The following is a 19769-nucleotide window of genomic DNA, read 5'->3' on the forward strand; positions in this document are numbered from 1 at the left end:
GGGGGGGGGGGGGGGGGGGGGGTACAGCGGGGGGGGGGGGGGGGGCGGGGGGATGGCACGTGTGTGGGCTGACCGGCTGGTTTGGTCCAGCTCCGGGGGGGGATCGACAGGATTGTCTCAACGCCATGGTGCGCGCCATCGCCCACCGGGGGCCGGATGGGCGGGGAGTCTATCATCAACCGCTGTGCGCTCTGGGGCATGTGCGCCTGGCGATCATCGATCCGGACTCCGGGCATCAACCCATGAGTGACCCCGATGGACGGGGGGTGATCGCTTATAATGGCGAGGCCTATAATTTTCCGGCGCTTCGGGAGGAGCTGCTGAAAAAAGGCTTTTCCTTCCGCTCCCGCACCGATACCGAAACAGTCCTGGCGCTGCATTTGGAGCAGGGAATTCAGGGGGTGGCGCGGCTTTCGGGGATGTTTGCCTATGCTTTGTGGGAGCCCCGCGCCCGGCGGGGATGGCTGGTGCGGGATCGTCAGGGCATCAAGCCCCTCTTTTATCGCCTCGAAGGGGAGCGGCTGCTCTTCGCTTCGGAGGCCAAATCCCTTCTTCCGGCTCTGGGTGAAAAGCCCAGCCTGGATCTGGATGCGTTACACCTCCTGCTCAACTTTCGCTATCTCCCGGGGGATCGGACGCTCTTTTCCGGTATTTTTCAGCTGCCGCCAGGAGGGGTGATCTGCTGGGAGAACGGGCAGGTACATTTTGGCTCCCTGGACTCCTTTGCAGCTGGGGATTCTGAGGAGGGGGGAGGCGCAACGGGGGCAGCTCCTGATATCGAAGAGGTGCGGGAATTATTAACCCGGGCGGTGGAGCGCCATCTGATTGCGGATGTGGATGTGGGGGCTTACCTCTCCGGCGGGCTCGACTCCTCCACCCTGGCGGCGCTGGTTCGCAAAAAACAACCCGCGCGCCATTTTCCCACCTTCACGATTGAGGCCGGGGATCGGCCGGAAGAAGCGGACGAAGCGGCCCGAACGGCCCACATTTTGGATATTCCCAACCACCGCCAAGGAATGCCGGCGGATTTGGGAAAATGGCTGGGGCCGCTGATCTGGCATCTGGAAACTCCCAAGGTCAATGCCTTCCAGGCCGCTGCGGTCGCCCGTCTGGCCAGCCGTCACGTGAAGGTGGCCTTTTCCGGTTTGGGGGGGGATGAGCTTTTTATGGGCTATCACGCCCACCGATTCATGCGCTACCTGGAGCCTTTGGGCGCTGGGTGGGCGTTGCCCCTGCGGGGGGTGGCCGCGGGTATGGGGGGGATGGCCGCTCAGGGGGTTGGCGGCTGGCTGCCCCTGCCCTGGGAGGAGTCAGTCCGGGGGCTTCAAATGTTGGGAGCCGCTGGAACCCCTCGCTCTTACGGTATTTTTCGTAATATTTGGGAGAGCGATAAAGCCCGCCGCCGCCTTTATGGCACCCGGCTTCTGGATGAAAATCCGGTGGATGCCTGGGGGGAGCTGGAGAGGCTCTGGCCCGACTCCGGGGAAGGATTCATGGGGCAAGCCTTGGCATTCGAAAACCAAAATAAACTGGTCAACGATTTTCTCTGGCAGGAAGATCGGGTGAGCATGGCTTTTGGTTTGGAATCCCGTACCCCCTTTTTGGATGAGTCCCTGTGGCAGCGGCTGGCGGGGGTGCCCAGAGAGCAGTTGATGCCGGGGGGGCGTCTGAAGGGGTGGATGCGGGAGATTGTCTCCCCCTGGCTCACCCCGGAAATTCTCCATCGCCCCAAAAGCGGCTTTCAGGTCAACGCAGCGCGCTTTTTTACCAGCCACCTGCGTCCCCTGGCAGACCAATATCTCTCCCCGGAGCGTTTGGCGGCGGATGGTTTGTTTAATCCCGAATTTATCAGGCAGATACTGGCGACTCCCCCGGACAGACGTCTGCGGTGGCACTATTTTTTGCTCTACCTCATGATCGGCGTCGGGGTGTGGGTGGATCTTTTCGAAAAAGGGGAGCAGGCGACATGGCGGTAACGGCAGCCCAGTTGGACGAGATCCTGGACAAGGTCTATGAGTGGGGCCGGGTACGGGGGTGGCAGGGATATAACAAACATGATGGTTTGAACAGCCCCCTGCTGAACGCCACCCTGGGCTGGAGCCGTTGGCCCCGATTGGTGGCGATCCAGGGGGTGATGCGCATGCCGATCAATATCCGCCCCCTGCTGATGGTGCGCCCCACCCGCAACCCCAAGGGGCTTTCACTTTTGGCGCGGGGGCTTTTCCACCGCTATGCCGCAGCAGGGGGGGCAGCGGGTGGTGGTCAGGGATATCTGGAAGAGGGGTTGGGATTGCTGGAACTGCTGGGACAGGATGTTTCGGTGGGGAGTTGGAGCGGGCTGGGCTGGGGCTATCCCTATCCTTGGCAGGATGGGGGGTTTTTTGCTCCTACCAACACCCCCAATGCGGTGGTGACGAGTTTTGTCTGCGAGGCTTTTCTGGATGGCTATGAGGTGACCCGGGATGATCGCCACCTGGAGACCGTCGCTGGAGCCCTCGATTTTCTGCTCACCGATCTACCTGTCCTGCTCGATGATGACCGTCACCTCTGTCTCGGCTATCAGCCTGTGCCCATGACCATGCGGGTGATGGATGTCTCCATCCTGATCGGTGCGGTGGCGGCCCGTTTTGGGGTTCTTTCCGGAAATAGCAAATGGCAGGAAAAAGCCCAGCGCCTGGTCCGTTATGTGGTGGAGCAACAAACCCCCGAAGGGGCCTGGTATTATACCGATCCCCCCAGCGCCTCCCACGTTAAGATTGACAACTACCACACCGGCTTTATTCTCGATGCCCTGGAGCGCTATATGGCGGCCACCGGGGATCGAGCGTGGCAGAAGAGCTATGACAAGGGGTTGGATTTTTATGCCCGACACCTCTTCAACCCCGACCACTCCCCCCGCTGGCGCAGCGACTGCGACTATCCCCACGACATCCACGGTGCGGCTCAGGGGATTCTCACCTTTTCCCGCCACTGGTCCAGTCACGGCGAGCTGGCCCAGGGGATCGCTGATTGGGCGCTTTCCACCATGTATCACCCCGAGGGCCGGTTTTTTTATCAGGAGGCGGCTTGGTTTAAAAAGCGCTTCACCTTGCTGCGCTGGTGTAACGGCTGGATGGCTCTGGCTCTGGCCACCCTGCATCGCGCCAAGAGTGAATCCCCTCCGACCTGAATGCCATGACTCCCCCTCAAACAGAAGAGGCTTCGAAGGCCGTGTCCGGTATGGAGCTGACGTTTTTGCTCCTGTTGCTGGCCGGGCTCTATTATCCCCTCACTTGGAGTGAGCTGGCTGGGTTTATGGGGGATGATGCGGTCTACCTGCTGGTGGCGGACTCTTTTTCCCCCTGGATTGGTGAGCCTGGGGAGGTGGCCCGATATATCTCCGGAGTCACCCTCTTTCCTCCGATGTACTCTTTTGTTTTGGGTTTTTTTGGTGGGGGCTCCCAAAATGTGCCTCTCTCCCACGCCATCACCACCACCTTTTGGTTGGGCGCCTTGGGGGTGTATGGGGTGTGGGTGGGGCGGGTGGTGGGGAGTTGGCGTTGGGCTTTGGGGCTTTTGCTGCTGGTTGGGTTGGCCCCTGGGGTGTTGCTGCACAGCTTGGAGATTTGGAGTGAGCTGCCTTATCTGTTTTTCATCTTATCGGTCTATCTCTTGGCGGAATCCTGGCCGAAGCCTGGAAGAGAGGGTGACGGGGTGGGGGATGGAGTGGGTGGAGGGGCAGGAGGTAGGGTTCAACTGGTAGGGGGGCGAACCATTCTGTGGGCCATGGCGCTGATGATGGGCTTGGCGCTGTTGACCCGGACGGCGGCGCTCTCCCTGGTAGCGGCGTTTGGGGTGTGGATCCTGCTGAAAAAAAATGGCCGCGCTTGGCCTTTCGTGGTGATAGCGCTGCTGCCATGGCTGGTTTGGGAAGGGGTGGGGCGGGTTTCCGAGAGCGGTGGTTATGGGGGGATGTTGTTGGGGGGGATGATGGCCGATCCTGGGGGGTGGCTGCTGGAGACCGTGGCTCAGGGGGAGGTGATGTGGGAGGGGTGGCTTAAAATATTTCATTTTGAGCCCGGTGTGTTTACGAAATGGACCGCTGGGGTGGTGCTGGTGTTGGGTCTGGGGGGGCACTGGCTGCGCATGGGGGCTGGGGGGATCGAAGCGTGGCAGACACCCTTCTATCTCGGCATGATTTTGATCTGGCGGTTTCCGGATTTCATGCACCGTTTTTTGCTGGTGCTCTTCCCGGTCATCCTGCTCCATGCCTTTCTTTTTGCCGGTTGGCTGGAGGGGCGATTTTTGGGAGCTGGGAAGGGGCGAACCGGGGAGGGAACAGGGGCAGAGGTGTTCTCTTCGGGGAGGGGCGGGGCCGTTGGGGGCGTGGCACCCATCAGAGGGGGGCTTTTGGCCATGGTGCTGGTTTCATTTTTGGCTCCCTGGTCCATGATGGTCCAGCGATACATGACCCCCTTGCCCGCGCATCTGGAAGCTTTCAGGAAGAGTCGCTATTGGCTGAATAACGAAGAGCCTGGGGAGGTTATCAAGGAGATTGAAAGCCGCTATCAGCTAAACGAAGCGGTGGCGGGGATGTTCAAGGCGGTGCCTCCGGGTGAATGTGTTTATGCCCTTTTCACCCCCCACACCATGTTTTATGGCGACCGCGTTACCATCAGGCCTCCCCCCGAGGAGGTCGATAAGAGGGGGTTTAAAGCGGGAACCCGGGCTTGCGACTTTTTTTTCATGACCGCAAATCCAGGCCCCAAAGGCTATTCCGCCCCTTTTTATCCCCTGCAAAGGTTGCCCCCCCCTCTCACCATCCTGGCGACGGATAACAAACACCATCTTTTGGTTCGATGGACAGGGGAGGGGGGTAAAGCTTCAAACCAGGTGCGCTGATTTTTTTCTGATCTCCCATATTTTGCAGATAATCTTTGTTTTTCAACCCTTGTTCAGAGGTGTGGCTGTTGGGTTGGCAACGGTTATTGGGGGTTTAAAGTATCTGAAATAGCTTGGGCGGCATTCGCAGCTGTTTGAGCATCAGCTGCGAATGTCGCTGCATCTGTAGCATGTGTGGCGGCGGCTTTGGAATTGGTATCTGCAGAAGAAGCTGCTACTTCTGCTTCAGTCGTTTCTTCCAGTATGACTGCTTTGGCGGCATCAGCCTGTGCCGTTTTGGCTTCCGAAGCCGCTGTTTCAGCTGTCGCCTTGGCGTCTGCAGCTTTTTTGGCAGCTGCTTGTGCATTTTCTGCAGCTGATTTGGCTGCGTCTTTATCATTCGCTGTTTGTGCGGCTTCGGCTTTAGTTTTTTCAGCTTCAGCTGTCTTTTTGGCTTCTTCTGCTATTGTTCGATTAGCTGAGGCCGTTATGACAGCTTGCAACGCAGTGCCAGCTGCTTCTGATGCAGTCACTTCTTTGTTGGTATCTATGTAGGAACTACTTTTAGTGCTCAGGGAGATTTGTTGTAGTCCACGTAACTTATGGGTAATGTCTTCCATGGTCTGTTTGTGTAGATCAGCCAAGTCTTTGTCGCCATCATTGTTGGCTTGATCGTATCGCTTTTTTGCATTGTTGTATTCCGTATTTAACAGGTCAATTTTGTCATTGACCCAATCTGCAGAGGGGGCATTGCCACTCCCAGCTTTAGCAACCAGAGAGGAAACCCCCTTGTAGAACGAGCAGAGATTGTTGTGTTTGATGGTATCCACAATGGCTTCTTCCATCATATAATTTGCAATCGAAGTGGTTTGTTTTTTCTTGATGTTTTTCAGGCTTGTTTCCTGGAGGGCGTCAATTTCCGTGATGATTGCGCTGGTGATTTGACTTTGGTAAACCTCCAGATCGATAACTGAACGGGAAGTGGTCAGGAAAGCACCTGCTGCTGACAAGTGACCAGCTGTGGCTCCTGAAATGACGCTGGCGGCACCAGACAGGCCTGCAGAGCCGATATCCAGTGTGGTTTTTGTGACGGCAGCGTTGGCAAAAATGCCAGCCTGATGGGCTTTACAGTTGTTGGCAGCAGCCCGCAAAAGGATGTTTTGCAGTTTGTTGCGCTTTTCTGTGCATTCTGCTGCTGAAGTGGAGCATTCGTAAAGTGTTTTTATCTCACTATTCTTGAAATCTACTTGGGCAATTTTTTCTTTAAAAATAAGCCCGCCATAGTTTTCTTCGTAAAAAGCATTGTCAGAACTGTTATTTTTGAATGGATTGGTTGAAGAATAGTCTGTTCGAATAATGTTTCCAACTTGCGCCATGCGGTGGGCCGCACATCCAGAGAGCGTGAGTCCGATCAAGCTGGAAAATAGGAACGTTTTCCAAGGGCTGGTTTTTCGTTTCTTGATTGATTTCATTTTATCTTCCTGTCTAGTCGTTAATTTTGAGTTATAGAAAGAACCAGGAGATTGTTGAAGGTGGCATCGTTTTGTGTTGATCATGTTGTTGTTTTTGCTGATAAACACATGTTTTTTTCACAAGGTTTTTGTGGTGTTTTGATGGCCTCTTTCCTGGGAGGGGAAGTTTTTAACATTACTAAAGAAGGTATACAAGTGTGAAATGGCAATTTTATGTTGTGGTATATAATCATGACGTATGCATAGAGGTCATTGTCCTGCCGGACGGGAAGAAATGTAGTGCTATCCCAACTGGAAAGCGTTATCCCGCCAAACGATGGAAAGCCATGGCTCCCAGGACGAAGAGGTAGAGGATGAGAGGGGGAGCCAGGGCAATCAGCAGGCGGTCGATGAGGGCGCGGGGAGGGGGGCGGAGGAGAGAGATGAAGACCGAACCAAAACCAAACTGAAACCAGATCAGCGAGAGTAAAAACCAAAACTGATCCAGATGCACTCCATCCCCCTGGCTCAGATATTCCAGTAAAACCACCAGAGAGAAGAGGCCCCAGATGAGGGCACCGACGATCCAGGGGCCAACCTCAAAACGGGTGCCTCCCGGGGGAATGGTACCCTTGCCGGGTGGCGGAGGTGGGGAGGCACCCATTATTGAGATTCCGAATCAGGAAAAGAGCAGTGCTGAAAGCCGGGAGCGGTATTGTCGGACCACCGAGTGAGTAGGCCCTAACATTTCAAACACCCGAAGCACCGCCTTGCGCCCACCATCCTCCTCAAATTCCCGATCCCGACGGATGATTTCCAAAAATTGATCCAATCCTTCAGCATACTGCTCCTGGTTCACATAGGCATTGCCCAGGGCCATGCGGGCGGTGAGATCACCGGGGGCTTCAGCCACTTGACGCTTCAGCTCTTCGGGATCTCCCCCAGATTCGCTGCTCTCCTGTTGAAAGCTGAGTTTGGCGGTGAGCGCCCGGGCTTCCGGTTTTTGGGCGAATTTGGGTGGGAGCCTGTCCAGAAGCTCAGCAGCTGCGGCCTTCTCGCCATCTGCCATCAAAATTCGGGCGAGCCCCAATAAGCTCTCTCCATGTTGGGGATCCAGCGTGAGGGCTTCCTGATAGAGGGCGGAGGCGGCATCCAACTGCTCCTCAGCCAAATGCACCTCGGCCCGGGCAGCCAGGGAATCCGCAGGGGAGGGGATGGCCTTATCGAGAAATGCGCGTACGCCTGATTCGGGGAGTGCACCGGTAAACTCATCCACCACCTCCCCGGCGATGAACAGTTTGCAAGCCGGAATGGAGCGGATTCCAAACTGTTCGCCGATTTCCGCTTCTGCGTCGGAGTTGATTTTGGCCAAAAGAAAACGACCATTCATCTCTTCAGCGAGTTTTTCCAGGGTGGGGCCCAGTGTCCGGCAGGGGCCACACCAGGGAGCCCAAAAATCCACCAGTACCGGTACTTCATGGGAACGCACATAGACTTGCTGCTGGAAGTTGTCCCGAGTCACTTCCACCACCCAGGGGGAATCAGCCATGCAGAGCACCTCCAAAACGAGAACAGTATGGAAAGAGAAAAACCCGCTTTTTGATAACGATATTTTACCAAAAAGCGCAATGGGGTTTGAAGGGGGTGTTTAAATTTTCAATGATTAAGAGAGTCTGGGGGCAAAATTTTGCTGGCTGGTTGGAGAAAACCGCTGGCCGGTTAAAGATCTACCATCTCCACATTTTTGACCGGCAGACCATCCAAAAAGCGGGGGGCCACCTCGATAAAGCGTTCGGCCACATCGGTCACCAGATAGTTGAGGAGCTGGGGAGTGCCGGGCCGGGTCGGTTTGATCAGATCCCGCAGGCGCAGTTCCATCTCTTCAGCCACTGCCTGGGCGGAATCCACCAGGCGCACTTCCGAGCCCAGGACTTCTTTGATCACCGGCTTCAGGGGGGGATAGTGGGTGCAGCCCAAGATCAGGGTGTCGAGTTTTTTATGGATGAAGGGTTTCAGGCTCTCTTCGACAATCAGATGGGTCGCCGGGTGTGTGAGCCAGTTTTCCTCTACCAGGGGGACGAAAAGCGGGCAGGCCAAAGAGGAGACCTGTACCTTGGGGTTCAGTAGATAGAGGGTGTGGGGGTAAGCGCCGCTGGCCATGGTGGTGCGGGTGCCGATTACCCCGATGTGGCGGCTTTTGCTCGCCGAAAGAGCGGCCCGGCAGCCGGGTTGAATCACTCCCTGGATAGGCACGTCGCAGTGGGTGCGCAGGGCCGCGAGCCCCAGGGCTGAGGCGGTGTTGCAGGCCACCACCAGGGCTTTGACGTTTTGGCTCAACAAAAAATCGGCCACCTGCAGGGTATAGCGTTCCACCGTGCGGGGGGATTTGGAGCCGTAGGGCACCCGTGCGGTATCCCCCAGATAGATGAAACTTTCTCCAGGTAGCTGTCGCGCCAGAGCCCCCAACACCGTGAGGCCCCCCACCCCGGAATCAAAAATACCGATGGGGCGGGGATCAAAATCGGATTTATCACCTTTCATGGCGCCATGGTAACCTTGGTGCGTTGGATTTGGAACCTTCCAGGGCATGAAATCGATGGAGAATTTTTTTAGGTATGGCGCCCTCCGGAATGGTTAGATGTTTTGGCAGAAATCCGGATAAGCACGCCTCTGTCAGGGAATTGATACAGGATCCTTGCCATGCTCGGGGGGAATCTGGTAGAAATCACTCTCTTTCTGGTTTGTTCTGTTTGCGGATGTGGTGGAATTGGTAGACACGCTGTCTTGAGGGGGCAGTGGCGCAAGCCGTGCCGGTTCGACTCCGGCCATCCGCACCATCTCTCCACACTTGTGGATCTGGATCTCAGCCGTCCGGCCTCTGGTTCGGCTGCTGGGTATGCCTCCCGGCTCCAGGCTGGTGACCCTTCATGTCCCACGCCGCCTTCGTTCATCTTCACGTCCACTCCTGCTATTCCCTTCTGGCGGCCTCTCTACCTGTCAAAGGTATGATTGAGCGTGCCGCACAGGAGGGTATGCCTGCCCTCGCCTTGACCGATCAGGGCAATCTGTTCGCTGCGATCCAGTTTTATACCGGCTGTCTCAAAGCGGGGATCAAGCCGATTTTGGGCTCCCAGGTGCTGGTGGTGCCCCAACGTCGGGAGCTGACGGCCCGAGCGGACAAGGAGATTCGGGATCAGCTGATTCTCCTCTGCCGCAACCAGACCGGCTGGCAAAATCTCATGCGTCTGGTATCCGTGGGCTATCTGGAGGGGATGCATGACAAACCCCGGGTGGATGGGGAGTCGCTGCAAAAATATCGGGAGGGGTTGATTGCTCTTTCCTGTGGTGCCAAAGGGGAAGTGGGCAGGCACCTGGAAGCGGGGCGTTGGGAAGAGGCTCGGCGGGCGGCGGAGCGTCTTAAAAAGCTCTACCAGGCACCGGATGGTCAACCCGGCTATTATCTGGAGATTCACCGCCACGGCGCCCCCGGGGAGGAAGCCTTTATCCGCCAGAGCGTGCGCCTGGCCCAGGAGCTGGATATTCCCCTGGTCGCCAGTAACGATGTCCATTTTCTCAACCCCGAGGATCAACCCGCCCACGATGTGCTGAGCTGTATCGGCCTCGGTCAGACCCTCTATGAAGAGGGGCGGGCCACTTTCAGCGAATCCTTTGCTTTTACCTCCGCTCAGGAGATGCGGCAACGCTTTCAGGATATCCCCGAAGCCCTCGACAACACCCTGCAAATCGCCAAACGCTGCAATCTGCAACTCTCTCTCGGTAAATCCATTCTGCCCGAATTCAAGCTTCCCGAAGGGGAGGATCTCGCCTCCTGGCTGCGCCATCAGTCCGAGGAGGGGTTGGCTGTTCGACTGAAAACCCGGGTGTTCAATCGTTTTCCTGCCGAAAAATGGCCCGAGACCGAAGCGATCTATCGGGATCGGCTGGCTCTGGAGCTGGAAATTATCCTGCAAATGGGCTTTCCCGGCTATTTTTTGATCGTTTCCGATTTTATCCGCTGGGCCAAAAAAAAGGGTATCCCGGTCGGGCCGGGGCGGGGATCGGGAGCTGGGTCCCTGGTAGCCTGGGTGCTCGATATCACCGATCTGGATCCCATCCGCTACGGGCTGCTTTTTGAGCGGTTTTTGAATCCCGAACGGGTCTCCATGCCGGACTTTGATGTGGACTTTTGTATGGATCGCCGGGATGAGGTGATTCGCTATGTTCAAGATCGCTATGGGGTGGATCGGGTAGCCCAGATCATCACCTTTGGCTCTCTCCAGGCCCGGGCGGTAGTGCGGGATGTGGGGCGGGTGTTGGAGTTGCCCTATGGCCGGGTGGATCGCATCGCCAAGTTGATCCCCATGGTGCTGGGGATCTCCCTGAAGGAGGGCATTGAGCAGGAGGAGCGGCTGCGCACCCTGATGGCTGAGGAGCCGGAGGTCAAGACGTTGATGGATCTTGCCCTGGTGCTGGAGGGGCTGCCTCGCTCTGCCGGAACCCATGCCGCCGGTATCGTCATGGCCAACGGCCCCCTGACGGATATCGTCCCCCTCTATCAGGATCCCCGCTCGGACATGCCCGCCTCCCAGTTCAACATGGGGGATGTGGAAAAGGCGGGGCTGGTCAAGTTTGATTTTCTCGGTCTTAAAACATTGACCGTGATCGATGTGGCCTTGGGATTGGTCAACGACGAACGAAAAAAAATGGGCAAGGAAGCGATCGATATCGCCCAGATTGACCGCAAGGATTCCGAAACCTTCAAGCTTCTCAAGGAGGGGCGGACCCGGGGGGTGTTCCAGCTGGAATCTTCCGGTATGCGGGAAATTCTGAAAAAACTGGCCACAGACTCCTTCGAGGAGATCATCGCCCTGGTCGCTCTCTATCGACCCGGTCCGTTGGGCTCGGGGATGGTGGATGATTTTATCGAGCGCAAGCATGGCCGGGCCAAAGTATCCTATCCATTGCCCCAGCTGGAGCCGATTCTGAAAGAGACGTATGGGGTGATTCTCTACCAGGAGCAGGTGATGAAGATCGCCCAGGTGCTGGCGGGTTATTCCCTGGGGGGAGCGGACCTGTTGCGCCGGGCCATGGGTAAGAAAAAAGCGGCGGAGATGGCCTCCCAACGGGAAATCTTCATGAAAGGGGCCGCTAAAAATGATATCGACACCAAAAAGGCGACCTATATTTTCGACCTGATGGAAAAGTTTGCAGGCTACGGCTTCAATAAATCCCACTCTGCAGCCTATGCCCTCATCTCCTACCAAACAGCCTGGCTGAAGGCCCACTATCCCGTCGCCTTCATGGCAGCGACCCTCACTTGCGACATGTTGAACACCGACAAGGTGATCGCTTTTGTGCGGGAGTGCCTGGCCATGAAGATCAAGGTGCTGCCTCCGGATGTTAACCACGCTTTCAAGGAATTTTCCCTGGAGGATGGGGGAATCCGTTATGGTTTGGCAGCAGTCAAAAATGTGGGGGAGGGCGCGGTGGATGCCCTGCTGGCGGCTCGGAAAAAAGGGGGTGTTTTTACCGGAATTTATGACCTGTGCCGCCGGGTGGAAGCGGCGAGCCTGAATCGTCGGGTGATGGAAAATTTGATCAAGGCAGGTGCCTGTGACGGCTTGGGAGGCAACCGGGCCGCCCTGCTCGAAGCCCTGCCTACCGCCATGAGCCAGGGGGGGCGGGAGCAGGCGGATAAAAATCTCGGGTTTCTGGATCTTTTCGGCGGACTGGAGGAGGAAGAGAACGCCCAGGGGGAGGAAACCCTGCCCGAATGCCCGGAGTTGGATGACAACGAAAAGCTGGAAGCTGAAAAAGAGGCTTTGGGCTTTTATATGAGTGGCCATCCTTTGGACATTTATGCCAAAGAGTTGGCTGAGTATGGGCTGCTCACCACCCAGGGGCTCAAAGAGCGTTTTCGGGGAAGCAGACCCCCTCCCAGTAGTGATGGCGGTGAGGGGGGCGGGCGGCGCTATGGGCCGGGTCGGGGGAACGATAACCGTCCCCGGGTCAAGATTGCCGCTCTGGTGTCTGAGCGCAAGATTCACCGCACCCGTTCCGGGGATCGTATGGCTTTTGTCACCCTGGAGGATCGTTTCGGACAGGTGGAGCTGGTGGTTTTTTCGGATCTCTTTCTGGAGCACCGTGAGCTTTTGGAGGGGAAGAATGTGCTGGTGGTTTCGGCGGCTGTGGAGGTGAATGACGAGGAGCCCAAGCTGACGGCTGAGGAGTTGATGAGCCTGGAGGCGTTGCGGGAGCGGTTGTGTCGCACTTTGATGGTGACTGTCGATCCTTTGACCTTTACACCGGAGGTGAGTAACCGGTTTGGTGAAATTCTCAAACGCCATGGCGGGGGGGAGTGTCAGGTGGTGGTGGAGATGCCTTTTCCCAAGGCTCGGGCGAGGTTTCAGTTGGGGGAGGGGTTTCGGGTAACCCCGGGTGAGCGGTTGTTGATTGATCTTCAAAATCTTTTTGGCAAAAAGTCTGTCCGTTTTTCCCGGGGGGGTGGGGCGACTTCATTGCACTGAGGGGAGAATGACCGGGCTGATGATGAGATTTTTCCCGGCCAACTTTTGATAAAACCCATCGAGTGATGGCGGCGTTGGGGCGGTGTGGATGTTTTTTTATCCTAAATCCGGCATTTGGGCGTGTGTGGCTGGTGCAGGATATGGGTTCGCATAGTGAATTGGGAGGAATCGCCGGCACCATGTTGGTCACAAGACTTTCTCCCGATTTGCTTGGTGGATCAAGAGGCTGGGGCATGTGCGTACGCCCAACTGCCGGATTTAGGTTTATCCCGGCCATTTTGTCTGGGGCCACTTGAGATTGTCCTGGGCCATTGTGTATTTTTGGCGGATCTCTTTTTTGCCCCGGATGTTTTTTTCGGGGCGCTTGTGGTAGGCTCTGTGCTGGAAAAAAGCGGTTGTGGGGCGGATGGATGACCTCTGCCGGTTTTTTTGGGGCCCTTGGGGCGTGGGATTGACCTCTCTTTTATGGATTTTTGGAAACTGGCGATGTCTCGAACCTTTCTGGAATTTGAACGACCCATTGGCGAACTGATGGCCAAGATCGACGAACTGCGACACCTTTCCAGCAGTTCCGACATCGACATTGCCAACGAGATTGTCCTCCTGGAGGAGGAGGCGAGCAAGCTGACCGACCGGATCTTTGCCAAGCTCTCGCCCTGGCAAAAGACCCTGCTCTCCCGCCATCCCGACCGCCCCATCGCCAGTGACTATCTGGATATCGTTTTTGACGGCTTTGAGGAGCTTCACGGCGATCGGACCTTTGGTGATGATGCTTCCACTTTAGGGGGGCTTGCCACACTGGCTGGTCATGATGTCGTTGTGATCGGTCAGGAAAAAGGGCGTGGCACCAAGGACAAGGTGGTGCGTAATTTTGGCATGCCCCGGCCGGAAGGATATCGCAAGGCCCTTCGGCTGATGAAATTGGCCGATAAGTTTCAGCTGCCCATCATCACTCTCATCGACACCCCCGGGGCTTATCCGGGTAAAGGTGCCGAGGAGCGGGGACAGGCGGAGGCCATTGCCAGAAACCTCAAGGAGATGATCACCTTGCGGGTGCCGGTGATCTGCGTGGTGATCGGCGAAGGGGGCTCCGGGGGGGCTTTGGCCATCGGTTTGGGCAATCGGGTGTTGATGATGCACTATGCCATCTATTCGGTGATCTCTCCGGAAGGGTGCGCATCCATTCTCTGGAAGGATGCCGCCAAGGCGGAGCTGGCTGCCGAGGCGATGCGCTTGACCGCTGAGGAAATCCTGGAGTTGGGCGTGATCGATGGGATTATTCCGGAGCCGGTGGGGGGAGCCCATCGGGATCCAGCGGCAGCAGGTTTGATCCTCCGGGAGCACCTGGAAAAGAATTTGCGAGAGCTGAAAAACATCCCCCCGGACAAGCTGGCTGAATCGCGTTTTAAAAAGTTTATGGATATGGGTGTGGTGTTGGAAAATTGATGATGTAAAAAAGGGGTGGGGGCTCCAGACACTTCTGCCGGGTGGCGGCTTTGTGTGGCAGAACTGTCCAATGAATGGTCCGGGGGGCGGTTTTTTTGTTTTGTTTCCCCAAAAACCTCTTTTTGTTCAGTTTAATACGCGATGGTTATGGTATCATGCGCCCTGCCAATGGGGGGATGTGTGTGGTTGCGTACCAAATGAGGGTCGTGTTGAGGGAATTGGGATTTTTTTTGGGGCGTGGGGGTTCGGATGCGCCAAACTTTGATTCAAACTCGGTGTGAGATCACTCAAGGAGACACTTCATGCCACTGATATCCATGCGGCAACTGCTGGATCATGCCGCTGAAAATGCCTACGGTCTGCCCGCCTTCAACGTCAATAATATGGAGCAGGTTCGGGCGATCCTGCGGGCGGCTGATGCGACTGACAGCCCAGTGATTCTTCAGGGTTCTGCCGGGGCGCGCAAATATGCCGGTGAGGCGTTCCTGCGTCACCAGATTTTAGCCGCTCTGGAGCTTTATCCCCATCTGCCGGTGGCCATGCACCAGGATCACGGGCAATCCCCGGCGGTGTGTCTGGCAGCCATCCGCAGCGGTTTTACCTCAGTGATGATGGATGGCTCCCTGCGAGAGGATGGCAAAACCCCCTCCGATTTCGCATACAACGTCCAGGTGACCCGGCAAGTGGTGGAGATGGCCCATGCCATCGGGGTGACGGTAGAGGGTGAGCTGGGGGTGTTGGGCTCCCTGGAGACGGGTAAGGCTGGCAAAGAGGATGGCCACGGCGCTGAAGGGGATGTCGCCCGGGAGCGGCTTTTGACCGACCCGGAAGAGGCCGCCCAATTTGTCCGTGAGACCAAAGTCGATGCCCTGGCTATTGCCATCGGCACCTCCCACGGGGCCTATAAATTTTCCCGCAAGCCCACCGGCGATATTTTGGCCATCGACCGCATCAAGGAGATCCACGCCCGTCTCCCCGACACCCATCTGGTGATGCACGGCTCTTCCGCCGTTCCCCAGGAGCTGTTGGCGGAAATCAACCAATTCGGTGGGGCCATTCCCGAAACCTACGGCGTGCCCGTCGAAGAGGTTCAGGTCGGGATTCGCTACGGTGTTCGCAAGATCAACATCGACACCGACCTGCGCCTGGCCATGACCGGTGCCATCCGCCGCCATTTTACTGAAAATCCAAAAAATTTCGATCCCCGCAAATATCTGCGTCCCGCCGAGGATGCCGCCTCTCAGGTGTGCCGGGATCGCTACGAGCAGTTCGGAGCAGCGGGGCAGGCTTCCCGGATCAAGGCCATTCCTCTGGATGAGGTGGCCGGGCAGTATAAATCCGGAAAACTGGATCCTCGAGTGAGTTAGGATTCTGATGATGGGTCGAATTGGGCAGATGTGGGTCTGGGCGCTTTTGGCGTCCCTGTTCCTCGCCACAGAGTCGGTGGCCGGAGCGGTCTCCACCTGCCCCATCGCCCGGGAAATGGCCCACAAGGCGGTCGATATCTTTGATCGTCTGCCCGACCGGGGGCTGGAAGCTCTCAAGCGTGCCCGGGAGCTTTGCCCCAACGATCTGGCTATCAGTTATAATTTGGGGCTCGCCACCTACACCTCTGGCGACAAGCGCGAGGCTCGCCGGATTTGGGAAGAGCTTTACAACAACCATCCCGAACACCTCAATACCCTCGCCAATCTGGCTTGGGTCACCTTTGAGCTGGGGGATGACGAAACAGCGCATATCCTTGCTTTCAAAGGGTTTTCAAATCATCCAGGCAATATGTCCCTGGCCCATACCAAGCTCTATTCGCTTTTTCGCATGGGCCGCTATCTGGAAGCCTACGACTGGCTGACCCGGGCGGGGCTTTCCGGAGCAAGGGCGGATAAATGGCGCAAGATGGCCGTGGAATATGTGGTGGAAACCCTCTGGCGGAAATTCCGGGGTGGGGCCACCATGGATGCGTTGCGCAAATCGGTGGATCTGCTGGTGGCCGAATATGCGGAAGAGGCCGACTTTATCACCGCCAAGGATCAACTCATCCTGGCCGCCATCGACCCGGAAGCCGATATTCCCCACCAAAAACTTTTGCCCCACGAGGTGTGGCCCCAATCGGGCAACATCGATGATCGCAGCGAAGTGCTGGACGATTATCTCGAAACCCTCCCTCACCTTTCCGGTTGGAAAAAGCGCCAAGACGCCTTTGCGGTGATCGTGGGGATCAATCGTTATAAAACCATCCGGGGTCGGCACTTTGCGGATCGGGATGCCCAAAATCTCCATCGCCTGTTGGGGCGTCGGGGGCTCTTTATCGATGATCCCGAGCACATGCGTTTGCGGGTTGATGAGGGGGCCACCCTGGATGTGCTCCAGGCCGATATCCGTTGGCTGCTCAAACAGGGGCGTATCGACCCCAATGCCATGCTGCTCTTCTATTTTTCAGGTCGTGGAATGCCCTGGGCCACGGGTGGCATGCACCATGTGGAAGATATCCTTCTGGCTCCGGTGGGGGTGAAGCTTGAGGAGATGGATCCCGATCACGCCATCTCTCTGGCTTGGCTGCGGGAAGAGTTGGATAAGCTGCCCAACCCTGAAATCATGGTGGTGGTGGATGGCTGTTTCAACGCCAACCCGGCCTGCAACCTGAAAAATCACACCGATGGTTTGGTTCCGGATCGGGCTTTTTTCAAGAGCCAAAAGCCTTGGGTGATGGCGGCCATCACCGGTGAGGCCAAAACCCACGGACCGAGTCGCCAGGGAGCCTTTACCCACTTTTTGTTGAAGGGCATGTTGGGACCTGCGGATGGGGCCGACGGCAGCCCCAAGGATGGTTGGGTGGATCTCAACGAGGGGTTCGCCTATCTGCGCAGCCAGACCCAAAAGAGCGAATCGGCCCTCGATCCCCTCTTCTCCCATCCCACCAAAATTCGTCTGACCCGGGTGGGTGGGGAGCGTTAGGGGATACCTATGAAAACAGAACGGGACATGGGTAAGGCAGTGGGAAGGGTAGCGAAAGGGGCTCTCCTGGCTGTGGGCTTGGCGTGTCTTTTTCAGCCGACCCTTGCCCGGGCTTTTTTGATCAACTCCTGGGAGCCGGTAGCCATCGGTGAAGTCAAGGAGTCCAACAGCGGCGACTCTCCACAACCGGGCTACTCCTGGACCGAGCCGGTCACCAAAATGGAAATGATCTGGCTTTCCGGGGGATGCTATCAGATGGGCAGCCCCCCCAAGGCCAGTGGACGGGATGCCGATGAAGGCCCTGTACATCAGGCTTGTCTTTCCGGTTTTTGGATGGGGCGCTATGAGGTGACCCAGGGGCAGTGGGAAAAAATCGTCCGCAACAACCCCGCAAGCTTTCGCAAAGGCCACAGCTATCCCATAGAAGGGGTCTCGTGGGAAGATATTGAAGGGTTTTTGGATAAGCTTAACGGACAGCAGTCAGATCCCAAAATCCGTTTTCGCCTGCCCACCGAGGCGGAGTGGGAGTTTGCCTGCCGCAATGGCGGCAAACGGGTCCGTTATGCCGGAGGGGAGACGCCCGATCAGCTGGGTTGGTATCGGCAAAACAGCGGGCGCACCACCCAGGTGGTGGGAAGCCGCGAGGCCAACAGCCTGGGCTTCGGGGATATGAGTGGCAACGTCTGGGAGTGGGTGGGGGATACCTATTCCCGGGACAGCTATAAACGTCACACCCGGGACAATCCTTCCTGGGAGGGGCACAGCGGCTACCGGGTGATTCGGGGTGGCGGTTGGGAAAGCCAGCCCGGGGCGTTGCGCTGTGCGAACCGGGGGTTCGAGCTTTTTTCCACCCGGAGGCCTGATCTGGGTCTGCGTCTGGTTGCTGTGCTGGATCAGACGGTTAAAAAACGCCCCAAACTTTCCGAACTGCCTTTCTGACCACTCTCCTGAGGCTGGCTGGCATTTTCTGCGATTGTCTCGCCTGTCAGCCTGTTCTTCCAGGACCGGTTTTTTCCTGCCAAACCAGTTGAAATTTTGATCGTTGTGCGGTCAAACGCTAAAGCCTGATCGGTTTGAGTCGGGACCGAAGGTTGGTGTCGGGACGGGTTTGCTCTTATGGGTGAGGCTGGGCTTTTTGTAGAGCTGTGATGTTGGTTTTGTTCAATTATAGCAAATCGAATCAAGAATTGGACATATGCCGTTGCACTTTTACCGTCATTCCTGTGAATGCGGGAATCCAGGGTATCTGGCACGAACCTTTCCAAATCTTGCATCACTTTCAACAAAATACCGGCCTTTCTTGAAAATTTGGTTTTTCCTTGAGGGCAATCATCAGCTCCCTGACTCGTCATCCCCACATTCGTGGGGATTTTGTTCGACTCACCTGTTGAACCGGAATTGGTATCAGGGATGAATGTCCAATTTTGAGATAGAACTGCTATATTGAAGCGCTTGGCAAGTTTGCGCTCTGAAAGTTTGGACTGCTGTATTCCGCTCGAATGGCTGGGGTGGTACGGGCGTTTTTATGAAGCTTGATCTCCATGTGAACCTCCCTGTTTTCCCTTGCGGATTATTTCCTCCATTATGCTCCGGGTTCGGAATAATGGGTGGCTTTTTCGCGGGATATGATCACACGGGACCAGACAGGTTAATATGGGATACTGCATAGGGAAATCGTAGCTGTGTGAGAAGAATTTCAGGGTAGGTATGTCCAAAATCAGGGAATATGCATATAATCGGAGCAAATTGAGGTTGGTTTTGCCATGACTCAGATTAAAGTGGTGCTGCCAGTCCCCGCAGATGTGGATTGTGAGTGATTCTGAGGCTGTTGGCGGTCAATTTGGAGGCTCGTTGTGAGCTACATGGGAAATATCGGATAGAGGTGATATTATTATGGACTTGATGCATGTGATATACACATCCATTTTTAAGGAAGGTTTGAGTTCGGACGCTCTTGAGAATATTCTTGAGGCCTCACGAAAAAACAACGAGGAAAATGGTATAACTGGAGTGCTGATATATTCGGACGGACTGTTTATGCAACTTATCGAAGGAAGAAGGGATAAGATTGAATCTCTTATAGAGAAGATAAAACATGACCATCGCCATTACAGCCTCTCAATTGTTGTGAAAGAAGAGATTTTTCAAAGGTCATTTCCAGATTGGAGTATGGCTTTCGTCCGTGAAGAACTTGAAGACCTTGGCAAAGTCATTGGAATGGAGGGTTACCTGGACCTGGAGGATTTTAATAAAAAATTGTTGCAGGCAAAGGGATGGCCCCCTTTATTTCTAAAACATTATAGCTCAAAGCCCGAGTGATGTTTGGTCTCGGTATTTCTGCAATGCGTTAAGTGTCAAGACTTGTGAGATTATATGCCGATTCAACAAACAAATCTGGTCTTTTATCTTGCCACTGCTTCAGTGCTTGAACAGGCGTGATATGCCCCAAATTTCTCTGTTGGGATGTGGTGGTTGTAGATCCGTTCATAGCGTTGGAGAGTAGACAAGAGCTGGCCTGATGAAGAGAACCTTG

Annotated in this window: 14 protein-coding genes and 1 tRNA gene; 10 read left to right on the forward strand and 5 right to left on the reverse strand. The window is 56.0% G+C overall.

The annotated features are described in order from the left end of the window. The 3 genes from asnB to HQL52_00845 form a co-directional block, all read left to right on the forward strand. A partial coding sequence (gene asnB, locus HQL52_00835; GenBank protein MBF0367980.1) for an asparagine synthase (glutamine-hydrolyzing) occupies positions 1 to 1976 on the forward strand: 1976 nt, incomplete at its 5' end. Next, the gene (locus tag HQL52_00840; protein MBF0367981.1) at positions 1967 to 3169 is read left to right on the forward strand and encodes a hypothetical protein; all 1203 of its coding nucleotides are present in this window, start codon (positions 1967 to 1969) and stop codon (positions 3167 to 3169) included. The genes asnB and HQL52_00840, both read left to right, overlap by 10 nt. 5 nt (positions 3170 to 3174) lie before the next feature. Then, entirely contained in the window at positions 3175 to 4881 is a 1707-nt protein-coding gene (locus HQL52_00845; protein ID MBF0367982.1) for a hypothetical protein, read from the forward strand. An 83-nt stretch (positions 4882 to 4964) separates the two neighbouring features. On the opposite strand, the gene HQL52_00850 is transcribed toward HQL52_00845, so the two are convergent. The 4 genes from HQL52_00850 to HQL52_00865 all read right to left on the reverse strand — a co-directional run bounded on the left by HQL52_00850 (position 4965) and on the right by HQL52_00865 (position 8852). Then, a complete protein-coding gene (locus HQL52_00850) occupies positions 4965 to 6332 on the reverse strand; it encodes a hypothetical protein (protein MBF0367983.1) in 1368 nt (455 codons plus the stop codon). Between the two features lie 301 nt (positions 6333 to 6633). Further along, positions 6634 to 6975, reverse strand: coding sequence for a hypothetical protein (locus HQL52_00855; GenBank protein MBF0367984.1), 342 nt, complete (start codon positions 6973 to 6975; stop codon positions 6634 to 6636). Between the two features lie 15 nt (positions 6976 to 6990). Then, positions 6991 to 7860, reverse strand: a complete 870-nt coding sequence (locus HQL52_00860) for a co-chaperone YbbN (protein MBF0367985.1) — start codon at positions 7858 to 7860, stop codon at positions 6991 to 6993. Positions 7861 to 8030: 170 nt separating this feature from the next. Beyond that, complete coding sequence (locus HQL52_00865) at positions 8031 to 8852, reverse strand: glutamate racemase (protein MBF0367986.1); 822 nt, start codon at positions 8850 to 8852, stop codon at positions 8031 to 8033. 211 nt (positions 8853 to 9063) lie between these two features. On the opposite strand from HQL52_00865, the gene HQL52_00870 reads away from it, so the two are divergent. The 6 genes from HQL52_00870 to HQL52_00895 all read left to right on the forward strand — a co-directional run bounded on the left by HQL52_00870 (position 9064) and on the right by HQL52_00895 (position 18175). After that, a tRNA-Leu gene (locus tag HQL52_00870) sits at positions 9064 to 9148 on the forward strand. Between the two features lie 90 nt (positions 9149 to 9238). Continuing rightward, positions 9239 to 12838 carry a DNA polymerase III subunit alpha gene (gene dnaE, locus HQL52_00875; protein ID MBF0367987.1) on the forward strand — a complete coding sequence of 1200 codons (3600 nt, stop codon included), beginning with the start codon at positions 9239 to 9241 and terminating at the stop codon, positions 12836 to 12838. A 486-nt stretch (positions 12839 to 13324) separates the two neighbouring features. Beyond that, positions 13325 to 14284 carry an acetyl-CoA carboxylase carboxyltransferase subunit alpha gene (locus HQL52_00880; protein MBF0367988.1) on the forward strand — a complete coding sequence of 320 codons (960 nt, stop codon included), beginning with the start codon at positions 13325 to 13327 and terminating at the stop codon, positions 14282 to 14284. 302 nt (positions 14285 to 14586) lie between these two features. Next, complete coding sequence (locus HQL52_00885; protein MBF0367989.1) at positions 14587 to 15651, forward strand: fructose-bisphosphate aldolase class II; 1065 nt, start codon at positions 14587 to 14589, stop codon at positions 15649 to 15651. Positions 15652 to 15658: 7 nt separating this feature from the next. Next, positions 15659 to 17236 carry a caspase family protein gene (locus HQL52_00890; GenBank protein MBF0367990.1) on the forward strand — a complete coding sequence of 526 codons (1578 nt, stop codon included), beginning with the start codon at positions 15659 to 15661 and terminating at the stop codon, positions 17234 to 17236. 9 nt (positions 17237 to 17245) lie between these two features. Then, a complete protein-coding gene (locus HQL52_00895; protein ID MBF0367991.1) occupies positions 17246 to 18175 on the forward strand; it encodes a formylglycine-generating enzyme family protein in 930 nt (309 codons plus the stop codon). Here HQL52_00895 and HQL52_00900 read toward each other — a convergent pair. After that, positions 18130 to 18588, reverse strand: coding sequence for a hypothetical protein (locus HQL52_00900; protein MBF0367992.1), 459 nt, complete (start codon positions 18586 to 18588; stop codon positions 18130 to 18132). The two genes, HQL52_00895 and HQL52_00900, sit on opposite strands and share 46 nt — an antisense overlap. A 541-nt stretch (positions 18589 to 19129) precedes the next feature. Here HQL52_00900 and HQL52_00905 point away from each other — a divergent pair. Next, entirely contained in the window at positions 19130 to 19555 is a 426-nt protein-coding gene (locus HQL52_00905; GenBank protein ID MBF0367993.1) for a BLUF domain-containing protein, read from the forward strand. Positions 19556 to 19769 lie beyond the last annotated feature (214 nt).

Source organism: Magnetococcales bacterium (genome assembly GCA_015232395.1).
Classification (GTDB): Bacteria; Pseudomonadota; Magnetococcia; order Magnetococcales; family JADFZT01; genus JADFZT01.